This window comes from Shewanella profunda, assembly GCF_023283765.1.
GTDB lineage: Bacteria > Pseudomonadota > Gammaproteobacteria > Enterobacterales > Shewanellaceae > Shewanella > Shewanella profunda.
Map to the genome: position 1 here is coordinate 48,779 of NZ_JAKILG010000026.1, position 14,507 is coordinate 63,285.

Below are 14,507 nucleotides of genomic sequence, written 5' to 3' on the forward strand. Positions count from 1 at the left end.
GCAAAACCTGCGAATTTTAATGGGCGTCATGCTGCCAAAAATACCGGCAACTGGCAAATGAAACGCAAAATATCTGGAGACACAAAGTGTTGAATTGCTAGTATACTATGCCAACTAACCCAAGGAGGATCCCCCATGGCCGAAGAAACTATTTTCAGTAAAATTATTCGTCGTGAAATTCCAGCCGACATTTTGTATCAAGATGAGCTCGTCACCGCATTTAGAGACATCTCCCCTAAAGCGTCAACCCATATTTTGATTGTGCCAAATCATTTAATTCCAACGGCAAATGATATGAAAGCCTCCGATGAACCAGCATTGGGTCGAATGATGACGGTTGCGGCTAAATTGGCGGCAGAGGCGGGCATTGCCAAAGACGGTTATCGATTGATCATGAACTGCAATCAACATGGCGGACAGGAAGTGTACCATATCCATATTCACCTCGTGGGCGGAGAGCCATTGGGCCCTATGTTGAGCCAAGGTAAATGAAGGTAAATCCAGAGTTTTTTCCACTGACCCAGATGGCGCAGCGGTTTGTGGATCAATTAGCCCAGTGTCGCCGCCTCGGTTTAGCTGTACTCGAGGCGAGCGAGCACCATGTGTTAATTGAATTGCCTTACAGCACTGAATTAATCGGTTATCCCGACACGGGTGTTATCCACGGCGGCGTGATCACCACCTTAATGGATACCGCTTGTGGCAGTGCGGTAGTGAGTGCAATTTATCAAAAATATCAATCGTTAGAGATTTCACCCACCTTAGATTTACGGGTGGATTATATGAAGCCAGCGCAGCCCAATAAACCCGTGTATGGTTTTGCTGAATGCTATAAGTTGTCATCAAATATCGCTTTTACCCGCGCCATTGCCTATCAGGATAGTATTGACGATCCTATCGCCCATGCTGTTGGTTCCTTTATGCGTATTAGCCCAGAAATGGTAGGTGATGCCTTTAGGCAAGCACTGATGGGTGAAGTCGTACCTGCGCAGGGAGATAGTGATGAGCTCAAATAAACAAGACGTTAGCACAGAGAGAAATGCGCAACAGCCTGGTCTTAATGCATCTATCGAGACAAAAGCGCCCATAGATGTGCAAGGCATAGTCAAACGTGCGACAGAGCTTAATGATTTTGGGCATTTACTCGAGCATGTTCCCTATGCCAAATTTATTGGCATGCAGGTTGAGCGTTTTGGTGATGAACTGATTTTTAAATTGCCCGCCAAAGACGATAATATCGGTAATCCTGTTTTGCCCGCGATCCATGGCGGCGTGATTGCAGGTTTTATGGAAATGTCGGCGATTGTGCAGCTAATGGTGTTTATGCAAACGGCAAAAGTGCCAAAAGTGGTCGACTTTTCCATCGACTATTTGCGTGCTGGTCTGCATAAGGATAGCTTTGCAGAATGTCGTATTACCCGTCAGGGGCGACGAGTCGCCAACGTCAATATCGATTGTTGGCAAACTAACCGTAAGCAGCTCATTGCCACTGCAAGGGCACACTTTCTGATAGATTAAGATTGATGATTTAGCCGAGGGGGCTACTCAGTACAAGCTATTAAGCATGAGTTCAGCCCCTGTCGATTAGTTTACAGCCAATCGGAATGGGCCGTATTTGCCCCATACTTTACGCTAGATAGGGAGAACAACATGAAACATATCTATACAGGGTTGATATTGGCCGCAGCACTTACGCTCGGCGCCTGCGCCTCAAATACGGCGGGTATTTCGGTAAGCTCACTGGGCGAGACTCGCGTCGACAGTAACAGCTTTGCCCGGGATATTGCGGTCGAAAATGTGGATGCTCGTCGTGTGGGGGATTTAATTCAAGGTTCTGCGTTGATTGTGAGTAAAACCTCTAGCGATATGCGCGTGCAATATAAATTCACTTGGTATGATGCCAGTGGTTTTACCATTGAAGATGAAGCAACGAGCTGGAAATCGGTGAAACTACACGGTAAACAACAATTGCAAGTGTCTGCTGTGGCGCCTAATGCTCAAGTCGTTAAATTTGATGTATATGTACGTGAAACTTATTCATACTGAGCTCAAGTTTCAAACTGATCTCAACAGCAGCAAACTTCTCAATAATTAGCCCAATAAAATGCCAGCCATGCTGGCATTTTTCATTTTGTGACGTAAATGTGCATCCCCTCCCATTACTCGTGTATACTAGGCCCCGCCAAGGGGTGTTTGCAGCGAGTTCACTTTAGCTTTAGTGACTGCAGACTGAGATGTCATCCGACGAACCCTTAGAACCTGATCCGGCTAATACCGGCGTAGGAATGGGCCAATCAACAGCACACTTCTGAATCGCTTATTCGTTGCCGGATCTCAAACATTATATTTGAGGTCCTATGTTTAACAGTAAAAATCAAATTTTCAGCACACCCTTGAAGCGAGCACCGTTGGCATTAGCCATTGCTGCCGCGCTCAGCACCTCTGCATTTGCACAAACCGACACTATCGATAAACCCGATCCGAACACTGAGATGGAAATCATGGTGGTGACGGCGGATTTTCGTAGCGCAAGTTTAGAAAAAATGCCCTCCAGTATTACCGTTATCGATGCCCAGCAAATTCAAGATGAAAGCGCACAGCACTTTGAAGATGTGCTTAATTCTATCGCTAACGTTAACTGGTCTGGTGGTAGCTCACGGCCGAAATATTTCCAAATCCGTGGCGTGGGTGAACAGGAGCAATACCAAGGCGCACCTAATTCGTCAGTGGGCTACATTGTCGACGATATTGATTTATCCGGTATCGGCATGGTGTCGAGTATGTATGATCTACAACAAGTCGAAGTGCTGCGTGGGCCACAGGGGACACGCTATGGTGCGAACGCATTAGCGGGATTGATTTACTTAAAAAGTAACGATCCAACGGATGTATTTGAGCATGGCGCTGAAGTGTCTTTAGGTGACGATGATTTACGCACCTTTAGCGGTTTTAGTTCTGGCCCATTAACGGACTCCGGCAAGCTACTTTATCGCGTATCACTGCAACAACATCAGCAAAATGGCTACCGCGATAATCTGTATTTAGGCCGTGATGATACCAATGGCCGTGATGAATTCAGCGGCCGTGCTAAGTTGCGCTGGTATGCGACTGACGATCTGCAATTGGATCTAACCCTGCTGCACGCTGATTTTGATAATGGCTATGATGTGTGGAGTTTAACTAACGCCCCTACACAGACAACATCGGATCAACCGGGTGTCGATAGCCAGCGCACCACAGGCGCGGGTTTTAAAGCGACCTATTCTGGCGCAGAAAACTTTGAGCTGACTTCGTTAACCTCCTTTGCGAATACCGATCACCATTACAGTTACGATGGCGATTGGGCGAACCCAGAATATTGGGCATCTAAGCAATGCAATGATGATGGCAATATTGCCCCCTGTCAGTACGATTATTTTTGGGATAAAACTGGCCAACGCAAAACCTTGTCCCAAGAGTTTCGCTTAAGCTCCACCGAGCAAGGCCGTATTTTTGCGGGAAGTACAGATTGGCTACTTGGCGTATATGCCATGAATCTAAAAGAAGATAACCAATTGGATTCCGAATACAATTCTTGGCCGGATGAGGTATTAGACTCAGAGTACGAAGCGACTAACTATGCGCTGTTTGGTCAGATCGATACGGATCTGGGCTCTGATTATGCCTTATCTGTGGGTTTACGCTTAGAGCAACGCAATAGCCATTACTCAGATACTAATAACGACAATTTCGATCCGAGTGAAACCATGTGGGGTGGCCATATTTCTTTGAGTAAAGTGCTCAGTGATCCGCACAACGCCTATGTTCGTGTTGCGCGCGGTTATAAGGCGGGTGGTTTTAATATGACTTTGCCCGTCGAATTAAATGATAAGAAAGAGTTTGATACCGAGACCCTCTATAACTATGAAATTGGCCTGAAATCCCGTTGGTTAGCGGGGCTTATCGATACCAATTTCGCGTTGTTTTATATGGACAGACAAGATCAACAGGTGGCTGCTTCTCAGCAAGATCCCGATAAACCACAGCGTTTTATCCTCTTCACTGAAAACGCGGGCAGTTCAAATAATTACGGCGCCGAGCTCGATGCGACTTGGTATGTCACGGATAATCTACAACTTTACTCAAGCTTAGGCTGGTTAGAAACCGCCTACGGTAATTATCAGTATCAGGATAAATACGGTACTGATGTGGATTTAACTGGCCGAGATCTGGCCCATTCACCCCAGTTTACCTACAGCCTTGGTGGGACCTATCGTGCCAACTCAGGCTGGTTTACTAACGTCAATCTTAACGGTAAGAGCGAATTCTACTATTCGGACAGCAATGATTCCCGCTCCGAACCCTACACTATCGTCAATGCCCGTGTGGGTTATGAAGCGAGTGCATGGTCGGCCTATTTATGGGGCCGCAATCTGTTCGATGAGCAATACGGTGTTCGCGGCTTCTACTTTGGCAACGAGCCAGACAGTGGCTGGGCTGAAAAACAATATATTCGCTATGGCGATCCGCGCCAGATTGGTGTGACCTTTAACGTCAAGTTTATGTAGTGGTTTGAGCCCTAGTCTCGGACTAGGGCTGTCGCTTATCTAACACCCATAAATATCAAGGAATTAAAATGAAACTGACCGCAGAAATTAGCATGTATCCCTTTAACGAAAACTACCTAGATCCGATTAAGTGGTTTATCGGTCGGGTGGATAGTTATTCCAATATCGAGCGCGTGACCAATGCGATGGCAACTCAGGTATGCGGCGAATATGTAGATGTGATGACTATGTTGGCGACTGAAATGCAAGCTGCCCATAAGAAGTGGGGCAAGGCAGTGTTTGTCTGTAAGTTTATCGGTGGTGAGTTGAATTTAGCCCATAGTGAATAACGCAGTATTATCTTTGCTAGAACCTAGAACCTAGAACCTAGAACCTAGAACCTAGAACCTAGCATTGATAATTCGCCCCTTTCAATTCAATAGCTGCGAGAACAACTCAATGACAGATTTATGGTTAACGCTGGTTAGCAGCATTAATGCGGCCTTAGGTGAAGTCCATGTGATGACAGCATGGGAAGCCTTGGCGGTGTTGCTAGCCATGGCTTATTTGCTCTTGGCGATGAAGGCAAGCGTTTGGTGCTGGGCGGCTGCCTTTGCCAGTACCGCCATTTACACTGTATTGTTTTGGAAGGTTTCCTTGCTGATGGAGTCAGTACTCAACGTCTATTATATGGCGATGGCACTCTATGGTTATTGGCTCTGGACCCAAGGTGGCGATAAACAACAGGGGGTAAAAGTGACCACTTGGCCACTGAAAAAACACTTAACCTTGATTGTTACAACTGGGATTATTTCTTTGCTGGTCGGTCATGGTATGGCGACTTATACTCAAGCTGCATTTCCGTATTTAGATGCCGCAACGACTTGTTTTGCGGTGATGACCACCTATTTAGTCGCCAAAAAAGTGTTAGAAAACTGGCTTTATTGGGTGGTTATCGACCTCGTCTCTATTTACCTCTACCTTAGCAAGGGGTTGATGCTGACATCCTTGTTATTTGTTCTATATGTGGGGCTGGCAGTGGTGGGTTATTTCCTGTGGCGCGCGGCTTTAGCCGACGATGCCCGTCAAGATAAGACATTGAGTTTACTTAGCTAATTTGACTCTACTATTTTAAGGTCGGCAGGAATGTCATCTAAACCAAAGGCTGCTAGCTCAAGCTTAACCTGCTCAAGTTTAAACAATGCTGATTTAAACCGCCCGGGTGTGAAAAACACCGAGTTAAACAAGAGCGACTCAAATTTAGCCGTGGTGTCAGTGCCGAGTGGATCATATAGAGCGCTATTACCCATTTTGGAAGCCGCAGGGCTTGATAAAGTGTTAAGCATCACCGAGCTTTCAGGGGGACTCAGTAATCATAACTATAAGATTACAACGCCAGAAGCGAGTTATGTGCTGAGGGAAAATGCAAACGCCACTGATATTTTTTGTATTCGGGAGCAGGAGCGTTTTTATTGGCAACAACTGGCAAAGGCCAAGGTCGCTCCGCAACTTTTTTGGGTCAGTGATGATGAGCGGTATTACTTAAGTGAGTTTATTGACTCCGATGGTATTCAAGATACACCTATTGCAGAACAGCCAAGGCTATATTGGTTAAATCTCGAAAAACCAAGCAGTGCGCGTGAGTTTTTTAAGGGGGCTAATCGCGAGAACACCAAGGCCACAATAATACCGCACTATGGGCAAGCGCATATTTTATTACTGGAATTATTGCTCAAGTTACGCGATCTTCCTGCTGGCCCCTACGGCATTAGTGTGACTGAGCAGTGGCAGGAATATCATCAGCAAATGATGATCTATGCGACCTCACCAACATCCACTGATACGGCAATATTTAACCATCGTGAGGCGGATGGGTCATGGCATGGGAGAGTTGCTAAACTTGTTGGTATACAAGCAGATATCCAACTATGGACTGATAAACTTGCCGCCTGTTTAGTCTCGCCGCAGTTTTGCCATCGGGATCTGAATCCCCATAATCTATTGCTACAAAATAACCATCTCTATTGCATTGATTTTGAGTATGCAACCGCCTCACATCCCCTTTGTGAACTGGCGGTTGTATTAGCCACCCATGCGTTAACCCCTAAGCAGCAAAATTTCTTGTTGGACGAATACCTTAAAGAACATCCTAATTTAACTATAGATGCCGTTTCGGCAGTACCCGCCGCGATTGAACTCTATTGGGTATTTGCCTGCTATTGGGCAATATTGATGGCGGCGCAGCAGACTGAATTAAGCCGCAGTGCAGAGTATATTGCTTGGTTTGATTTTTTCTGGCCGATGATTTCGCCAGTGGTCTAATCGTTTACGTCTATAGAATCCACATTTGCGCTGATAAACTGCTCCCTTATCATATTGTTTTAATTAAGTTGTAATGAAATAAAGATATTCCTCACTACGTTTACTTATAAAAACAATGTTATAAAACAAGCAACTTTATATCAGTTACCGCGTCTTAAAGAGACACTTCTAGGATGGATAATTCAGCATGAAAAAAAGCGTGATGCTACTCGTGTGTCTTTTAGGCTTAAGCGCCTGTTCCACTAAATTCAGTTATCGTTTCCTCGACTGGGCCATCGGCTGGGAGCAGGAGGATTATGTCACCTTAGATAAACCACAGCAGAAGGCATTTGATACGCTGGTTGAAAAAATGGTTTTTTGGCACCAATCCAAAGAGTTAGCCCATTATGTGGTGCAATTAACAGAGGTCGAAAGCTTAATTAAAACAAATGCTTTAACGCCATTGCTTTGGGCTGAGCATGTGGATATAGCGAAGCGTCATTGGTTTAGGGTGTTTGAGTTTGCCCTACCAGAACTGCTACCTATTATCATGTCCTTGACCGATACACAGGTAAAACAAATTCTCGTTAAGCTACGGGAGGATGAGCAGGAATTAGTGAAGGAGTTTGCAGGCAAAACCCCCGAGCAATTGCAAACCGATGCAGATAAGCGGTTACAAAAGCAGTTTGAAGACTGGCTCGGCAGCGTGAGTTCGGAGCAAAAATCACTTATTCATCAATATAATCAACAGCGTTTATCCACTCTAGATATGTGGCTTGAATATCGCCACGAATGGTTGCGTCAGTTTGAGGTTGCGCTTGGGCAACGTGCCGATAAAGCGCTTTTAACCGAGCGTTTGACACTGTTAATGACCCAACCTGATGAACTAAAGTCTGAGCAACATAAAGCTTTTTTACGTCAAAATACAGAAGCCTTTGGCACCTTATTGCTGACGATGAATAGCAGTTTATCGGCAAAACAATCTAAACATTTCTATAAAAAGCTTGGGAAGTTAATTCAAGATCTGACGGAGCTAAATCAAGAGGCGCTTGAAAAAGAATCCAAATCTGTGAAAGGTTTATCGACTTAATAGGGTCTATTCCACTAGCTAATCAGCCTGTGAAGAGGGAGCCTATGTTACTCGTATCCTTGTATCAAAAACTGCTTAATGCGAGTCGTTATGTCGATGGTATAGCACCATTAGCCTTGAGGATTTACCTTGCGCCTGTATTGTTGCAAGCGGGCTATAACAAGCTTTTACACTTTGACGATACTGTCGCTTGGTTTGCTAATCCTGATTGGGGGTTAGGTTTACCTATGCCCGCGTTACTGGCGGGTCTTGCTGCGGGTACGGAGTTTTTGGGGGCTATTTTATTATTGCTTGGGTTAGCCACAAGACTTATTTCTATCCCGTTAATGGTGACTATGCTGGTGGCTGCTTTTACTGTGCATTGGCCAAATGGCTGGTTAGCGATTGCCGATGGCAGTTCTTGGCTCGCTAACGACAGAGTGCTTGAGGCGGGGGATAAACTTGCAAAGGCAAAGGATATTCTGCAAGAGCAGGCTAATTACCAATGGCTTACTAGTTCGGGGAATTTTGTGGTGCTAAATAATGGGATTGAGTTTGCGATCACCTATTTTATTATGCTGCTAGCACTCTTTACCTTAGGAGGAGGTCGTTACACCAGCCTAGATTATGTTATCGCTAGGCACTTTGGGGTTAAGTAAAGCGGTGTTGTAAGCTAACGCAGGCATTAAATCTCACCAATGCGATGGGATTTTTTATACCTCTTTACCCACAATTTGCTATGCTTGAGCTCAATTTATATCGAACTAGGATAATAACTTGGACGCTATCGAACTCTTACTTACCCGTCAGTCAACTCCGCGATTAACAGCTCCAGCTCCTGATGCAAATCAATTAAAAATCATCTTAGATGCCGCCATTCGTGTGCCAGATCACGGTGCCTTAGCACCATGGGAATTTATTATCGCCACAGGCGATGGGCTTAATACCTTAGCCGATATTTTTGTTAATGCGGCAAAAACCAATGGCAGTGATGAGGATTTTGTCAATAAAGCCAAGGGCATGCCAATGCGAGCGCCTATGGTGATTACTGTGGTAGCCAAAACGCAGGATCATCCTAAAGTGCCAGTGCTGGAGCAGCAAATTGCAGCGGGCTGCGCGACCATGGCAATGCAACAGGCGGCGTTTGCCTTGGGACTCGGCGCGGTGTGGCGCACTGGTGATTTTGCCTTTGATGCTAATGTGAATGCGGCATTAGGCCTAAAAGCACAGGATCAAATTGTCGGTTTTTTATATGTTGGCACGCCAGCAGTCGCTGCACCTAAAAAGCCACAGAAGGATGGTAGTCAATACGCCCGTTATTTATAAAACCTTTTTATCTTTAGTGGAGAAAGCCTATGCAAGTTGCCCGTACCCCGAGGTTAATACTAAGGCATTTGGTGCCAGAGGATGCTTCTTTCATCCTAGTGTTACTTAATAGCCAAGGTTTTATCGATCATATTGGGGATAAGGGCGTTCGCACACTGAGTGATGCTAAGGGTTATATTACCAATGGCCCGATGAAAAGCTATGCAGAGCAGGGTTTTGGTTTATATGCAGCGGTACTTGCAGATAATGGTTTTCCAATTGGGATCTGTGGGTTAATTAAAAGACCCGCACTTGATAATGTGGATTTAGGCTATGCCTTTTTGCCGCAATATTGGGGTAAAGGCTATGCCTTTGAAGCGGCAAAGGCGTCACTTGAGGTTGGCAAAGAGCTTGGAATTGAGCCTATTGTCGCCATCGTTAGCCCACATAATCAAGCATCAAAGGCACTGTTAAATAAATTAGGCCTGACATTTGAGACTCAGTTGCAACTTAGCCCTGAAGATCCACCAGTAGAGCTATTTAGCTGCTTTAATGAAGGTTAAGTACTATTTGCCGTAGTGATCGGCTGCACTATATCTATGATCTTAATGTCGCCAACTGCTACTGGTACAACAAGCTTTTATCCCTTTTCGCGTTATTTCACCCTTCCATAACTGGAAACAAAATAGGGAGCTTTACTCCCTGTTTATTTAATTTCAGCGATTAATCTTGATAACTGATTAATCCGCTAACAGGCCACGGCTACGCAGTAATGGCTCGATGCCAGCTTCTTTACCGCGGAAGTGTTTATACATCAACATAGGATCGTCACTACCGCCTTTTGACAGAATATTGTTACGGAAGGAATCCGCGGTGGCTTTATCGAAAATGCCATTTTCTTTAAAGGCTTCAAAGGCATCGGCGCCTAAAATATCTGACCAGAGGTAGCTGTAGTAACCCGCAGAATAACCACCCGCGAAAATATGCGAGAAGTAAGTGCTGCGATAACGTGGGCTAATTTCGTTAATCAATCCCATTGTTGCTAATGAATCCGCTTCAAATTTGGCGGCATCCTTAGGGGTGGTGTCGGTTAGTGTGTGCCAATCTAAATCGAGTTTTGTGGCCGCCATATATTCCACCGTAGAAAACCCTTGGTTGAATTTGCTGGCCGCTTGGATTTTCTGCACTAGTTCCTGCGGGATAACTTCGCCAGTTTTGTAGTGCTTGGCAAATTGGGCTAACACTTCAGGTTGCGTCATCCAGTTTTCATTCACTTGGGATGGAAACTCTACATAATCGCGAGGTACGGCCGTGCCGCCCTGCGAGCGATATTCCACGTTAGATAACATGCCGTGTAAGGCATGGCCAAATTCGTGGAACAGGGTGCTGGCTTCATCAAAGGTAAGGAGTGCAGGTTCGTTACCGACAGGGCGAGGGTAGTTTAATACGTTGACAATAATAGGTTTAGAATCAACGCCATTCATATGGTATTGCTTGCGGTAGGAGTTCATCCAAGCGCCGCCACGTTTACTATCGCGGGTGAAATAGTCGCCCATAAAAATTGCTAATAGTTCACCGTCTTTATCGTAAACTTCCCAAGTACGAACCTCTGCATTGTATTTAGGCAGATCAGTGCGTTCTTTAAAGGTTAAGCCATACAAACGGTTAGCGGTATAGAACACGCCTTTAAGTGTGCTGTCGAGTGAGAAATATGGGCGTGTTTGTTGCTCGTTAAAGTTGTACTTAGCGACTCGAATTTTATCGGCATAATAATCCCAATCCCACGCTTGCAGCTTAAACTTACCACCTTGAGCATCAATCATGGCTTGCATATCCGCCATTTCAGCCTTAGCTTGGGCGAGTGCCGCTGGCCAGACTTTATCGAGTAAGCCATAGACGTTTTCTGGCGTTTTAGCTGTGCGTTCTTCTAATACAAAATCCGCATGGGTTTTATAGCCCATTAACTGGGCGCGTTCTGCGCGTAGGGCGGCAATTTTTGCGAGGAGCTCTTTGTTATCGTTGGCGTTATTGTTATTACCGCGCTCAATATAGCCTTTGTATAATTTTTCTCGTAATTCACGGTTATCGGCATAGGTCAAAAAAGGCGTAATAGAAGGGCGAGACGTGGTAAATACCCATTTGCCTTCGTGACCCCGTTTTTTGGCGGTTTCAAATGCGGTGGCAATCACATCATCGGGTAAACCAGCGAGATCGGTTTTGCTATCAATGACCAATTCAAAGGCATTGGTTTCAGCGAGCAGATTGTCACCAAAAACGAGATTAAGTTTGCCTATTTCTTCGTTTAGGGCGCGCAGTTTGGTTTTATCAGGCTCGCTTAGATTGGCACCGCCGCGGGTGAAAGACTTATAGGTATCTTCCAGTAACTTGGCCTGCGCAGTGTTCAGGTTTAGGTTGTCTTGGGTGTCGTAAACTTTTTTAACTCTTTGAAACAATTTGTCATTAAGTAAAATGTCATCCCCAGCAGATGAGAGCAGGGGTGATACTTCCTTCGAAATGGCTTGTAATTCAGGGGTCGTATCGGCGCCCGTTAGGTTGAAAAATACGCTGGATACGCGGGTCACTAAATCACCTGAAAACTCCATAGCTTCAATGGTATTGGTGAAAGTCGGTTTGTCACTGTTATTGACAATGGCTTGAATTTCTTCGTGTTGTTGGGCAATACCAGCTTTAAATGCGGGAAGAAAATGCTCAGGCTTGATTTTATCGAAGGCTGGAATTTCCATAAAAGTATCATAGGGTTTAAAGAATGGATTGGTCGCATTCTGGGCTATGATATCGACGGCAAGTGCATTTGGCGCCTTATTGATTTGCGCTGCCACATCGGGTTGTTGGGCGCTACACCCGCCCAAGATGAGTGCTAAGGTTAGTGCACTTAAGGTGAGCTTAGCGGTGCGCGGTTTGAGGGTAAATCCCTTCATTATCTGTTCCCCATTAGGTCGATTATTGTTATGGATGTTTGAATGATATTGCCATGGATTTCAGGAAAAATTTAACTGCGGCGAAAACCATTAAATTAAGCTTAATGTGACTGTTTAACATGTATCGGACAAAGGGTTCCATCGATTTTGTGTTTAGTTTGTAACAAATGTTTTGTTGCAGGCTGTTAAGCAAAAAATTATGGCAAACTGGGCGAGGATATTATCGTGTCTCGGGCGGGCGTTCTTGGCATAGTCAACCGTAACCCCGTTGTGATTGGCGGCTCAACGAACAGTAAATTTCTCTCCATTGCTTTAAGTTTTGACCCAGCGATGCTGGGCGTGGAATACACAGGCCATACTGAAAAAGAGTTCATCACCCATAAGCAATTAATGCTGAACCTAAAAATGTATACCGCAGCATTTATCGAGCTATCGGCGGTTAAATAGTGATCTCTACCATTACAAACTTCGTTTGAATTCTTTAATCACAATCAAAGTCGTGGGGCTTCACCCCACACCCGACCAAGGAGGACTGCTCGTCCTATCCTCCTTGGATGCTCCATGACGTCCCCAACGGAGTTGAAAGCTCCTTGTGCTCATTGCCAAATTTGCTATCGCTTCCGAAGGATGCGTCCCTGCACCTGCGAAAGCTAGTCGGTCATCCATGACCGAACTCACGCAATTTGTCTATTCGCCCTGCGGCAACTCCGAGGGGAGGTGTGTTCCTTGGAGTTTTGAGTCGTTAGATAGCGATTCATCAGCAAAAAATAAGTGCGAAAAATGAGAAAGCTAAAACGATATCAAGTGATTACCCATCAAACTGTATAAAAAAACCGCTACCGCAAAAAAGCAAATTCCTATAGCATCATTTATACCCATTTACACGGATGTGGCAGCGGCCATATTTGAGATTGAATAAACAAGCGATTTATGCCCTGCAAACAGTGCAGCGCATAAATACTAAGACGTTATCTTTTATAAACACTAAGTGCCAACTCAAGGAGAAATCATGGCAGCAAAAAAACCACCATATATAACGGCGACGGGATTAGTCTCAAAGATATTGGACAAAATCAAAGTCGCAGCTACTCCTGATCGATTTACCCAAGACTATTTGGCTACAGAGCTAGGGTTTGGTGGAGGCAGTGCCAAGGCATTTATTCCTCTCGCAAAAAGAATTGGGCTTATTGCGAGTGATGGGTCCCCGACAGAGATATATAAGCAATTTAGAAGCACTAACTCTTCAACATCAAAAGCTGCTATAGCCAAAGCAATTAAAATTGGGTATGCAGATCTTTACTCGAGAAATGAATATGTACACTCATTGAGTAGAGCGGATCTTGAGGGCTTAGTTATTGAGTTAACTGGCCTCGAAAAAGGTCATGCAACGATTAGGGCAATAGTCGGAACATTAGAAGCACTAAAACCGTATGCTGACTTTTCAGCGAAATCAAAGACAGTAGAAGACGAGAAACAAACTCCGATTGACAACATTATTATTCCAGGAGGTGGCAATGGTTCCGAGGAAGGTGATTTGAAATTTAATTTGTCATACACAATCAATATAGTGCTACCTAAAACCGACGATATAGCAGTATTTAATGCCATATTCAGAAGCCTCAAAGATAATTTGTTGAGCAAATAAAATGGAAGAAAAACTAAAGCTATTCGCAATGTCCAATCAAATGGCAGAACGTTCTCTCGATTATGTTGAAAAAGAACTTCGTCTCGACCTTGGAAGAGATTTTGATCCAGAAAAAGACAAAGATGAAGAATACTATCCGCAATTCGATCATATGATACGAGTGCAAGCTAGAGAAATGGCTGTTCATTACGAGCTGTTTTACTGCTTAGAAGTTTCTATAAGAAAATTGATACAAGAAAAAATGAATGCGGAACTAGGGGACGACTGGTGGCATAAAGCAGAGATACCTGAACATATAAAGAAAAATGTAAACGATAATATACAGAGAGAAGTCGATTCCGCTTTTTCTCAGCGGGCTGAGCATGAAATTGACTATACGACATTTGGCGAGCTAGGAGAGCTCGTTAGAAAAAACTGGGAACATGTCGGTGATATATTTAATAGTCAAAAAGCGTTTAACCGAGTAATGAACAGCTTAAATCTCCTTCGCGGTCCTATAGCACATTGTAGCCCGCTTGCACCAGATGAAGTAGTTCGGCTAAAGCTGACTGTTGGAGACTGGTTTAGGCTCATGGAATAAAAAGATAACAAAGTGCTGCTGTCGGAAAATTTGAGGCTGTTCATAATTCTGTGTCAGGTTAATTTCACAGATCGATATGGTTTTCTAAGCGCCCCTCAAAATGGATTGAGAGCTGTGATAGCGTCAAATTCCAATTTTGGAT

General features: G+C 44.6%; 15 protein-coding genes, 1 pseudogene and 1 riboswitch. Of the genes and pseudogenes, 15 read left to right on the forward strand and 1 reads right to left on the reverse strand.

Translation table 11 applies throughout. From position 1 onward, the window contains the following. The first annotated feature begins 135 nt into the window (after positions 1–135). The 12 genes from hinT to L2744_RS13225 all read left to right on the forward strand — a co-directional run bounded on the left by hinT (position 136) and on the right by L2744_RS13225 (position 9,764). Positions 136–492 carry a purine nucleoside phosphoramidase gene (hinT, locus tag L2744_RS13170; protein ID WP_248992331.1) on the forward strand — a complete coding sequence of 119 codons (357 nt, stop codon included), beginning with the start codon at positions 136–138 and terminating at the stop codon, positions 490–492. Beyond that, entirely contained in the window at positions 489–1,016 is a 528-nt protein-coding gene (locus tag L2744_RS13175; RefSeq protein ID WP_248992332.1) for a PaaI family thioesterase, read from the forward strand. Before hinT ends, L2744_RS13175 begins: the two co-directional genes overlap by 4 nt. Next, entirely contained in the window at positions 1,003–1,518 is a 516-nt protein-coding gene (locus L2744_RS13180) for a PaaI family thioesterase (RefSeq protein WP_248992333.1), read from the forward strand. Before L2744_RS13175 ends, L2744_RS13180 begins: the two co-directional genes overlap by 14 nt. A gap of 132 nt (positions 1,519–1,650) precedes the next feature. Then, complete coding sequence (locus L2744_RS13185; protein WP_248992334.1) at positions 1,651–2,046, forward strand: YcfL family putative periplasmic lipoprotein; 396 nt, start codon at positions 1,651–1,653, stop codon at positions 2,044–2,046. A 129-nt stretch (positions 2,047–2,175) separates the two neighbouring features. Further along, positions 2,176–2,303, forward strand: a riboswitch (TPP riboswitch). Between the two features lie 54 nt (positions 2,304–2,357). After that, entirely contained in the window at positions 2,358–4,547 is a 2,190-nt protein-coding gene (locus tag L2744_RS13190; protein WP_248992335.1) for a TonB-dependent receptor, read from the forward strand. A gap of 68 nt (positions 4,548–4,615) precedes the next feature. After that, a complete protein-coding gene (locus L2744_RS13195) occupies positions 4,616–4,876 on the forward strand; it encodes a hypothetical protein (protein ID WP_248992336.1) in 261 nt (86 codons plus the stop codon). Positions 4,877–4,985: 109 nt separating this feature from the next. After that, positions 4,986–5,642 (forward strand): nicotinamide riboside transporter PnuC, encoded by a 657-nt coding sequence (gene pnuC / locus L2744_RS13200; protein ID WP_248992337.1) that lies wholly within the window; start codon positions 4,986–4,988, stop codon positions 5,640–5,642. A 30-nt stretch (positions 5,643–5,672) separates the two neighbouring features. Continuing rightward, positions 5,673–6,848 carry a phosphotransferase gene (locus L2744_RS13205; protein WP_248992338.1) on the forward strand — a complete coding sequence of 392 codons (1,176 nt, stop codon included), beginning with the start codon at positions 5,673–5,675 and terminating at the stop codon, positions 6,846–6,848. 187 nt (positions 6,849–7,035) lie between these two features. Further along, the gene (locus L2744_RS13210; RefSeq protein ID WP_248992339.1) at positions 7,036–7,917 is read left to right on the forward strand and encodes a DUF6279 family lipoprotein; all 882 of its coding nucleotides are present in this window, start codon (positions 7,036–7,038) and stop codon (positions 7,915–7,917) included. 44 nt (positions 7,918–7,961) lie between these two features. Beyond that, positions 7,962–8,555 carry an HvfX family Cu-binding RiPP maturation protein gene (locus L2744_RS13215; RefSeq protein WP_248992340.1) on the forward strand — a complete coding sequence of 198 codons (594 nt, stop codon included), beginning with the start codon at positions 7,962–7,964 and terminating at the stop codon, positions 8,553–8,555. A 118-nt stretch (positions 8,556–8,673) separates the two neighbouring features. Next, positions 8,674–9,222 carry an NAD(P)H nitroreductase gene (locus tag L2744_RS13220; protein WP_248992341.1) on the forward strand — a complete coding sequence of 183 codons (549 nt, stop codon included), beginning with the start codon at positions 8,674–8,676 and terminating at the stop codon, positions 9,220–9,222. A gap of 29 nt (positions 9,223–9,251) precedes the next feature. Continuing rightward, on the forward strand, positions 9,252–9,764 hold the full coding sequence (locus tag L2744_RS13225; RefSeq protein ID WP_248992342.1) for a GNAT family N-acetyltransferase: 513 nt from the start codon (positions 9,252–9,254) through the stop codon (positions 9,762–9,764). Positions 9,765–9,941: 177 nt separating this feature from the next. Here L2744_RS13225 and L2744_RS13230 read toward each other — a convergent pair whose 3' ends face one another. Further along, positions 9,942–12,140, reverse strand: a complete 2,199-nt coding sequence (locus tag L2744_RS13230) for a M3 family metallopeptidase (protein ID WP_248992343.1) — start codon at positions 12,138–12,140, stop codon at positions 9,942–9,944. Positions 12,141–12,386: 246 nt separating this feature from the next. Between L2744_RS13230 and L2744_RS13235 the strand changes: the two are divergent. The 3 genes and pseudogenes from L2744_RS13235 to L2744_RS13245 all read left to right on the forward strand — a co-directional run. Then, a pseudogene (locus tag L2744_RS13235) lies at positions 12,387–12,587 on the forward strand (dipeptidase); the annotation flags it as partial. Positions 12,588–13,149: 562 nt separating this feature from the next. After that, a complete protein-coding gene (locus L2744_RS13240; RefSeq protein ID WP_248992344.1) occupies positions 13,150–13,785 on the forward strand; it encodes a DUF5343 domain-containing protein in 636 nt (211 codons plus the stop codon). Position 13,786: 1 nt separating this feature from the next. Further along, the gene (locus L2744_RS13245) at positions 13,787–14,365 is read left to right on the forward strand and encodes a Swt1 family HEPN domain-containing protein (protein ID WP_248992345.1); all 579 of its coding nucleotides are present in this window, start codon (positions 13,787–13,789) and stop codon (positions 14,363–14,365) included. Positions 14,366–14,507 lie beyond the last annotated feature (142 nt).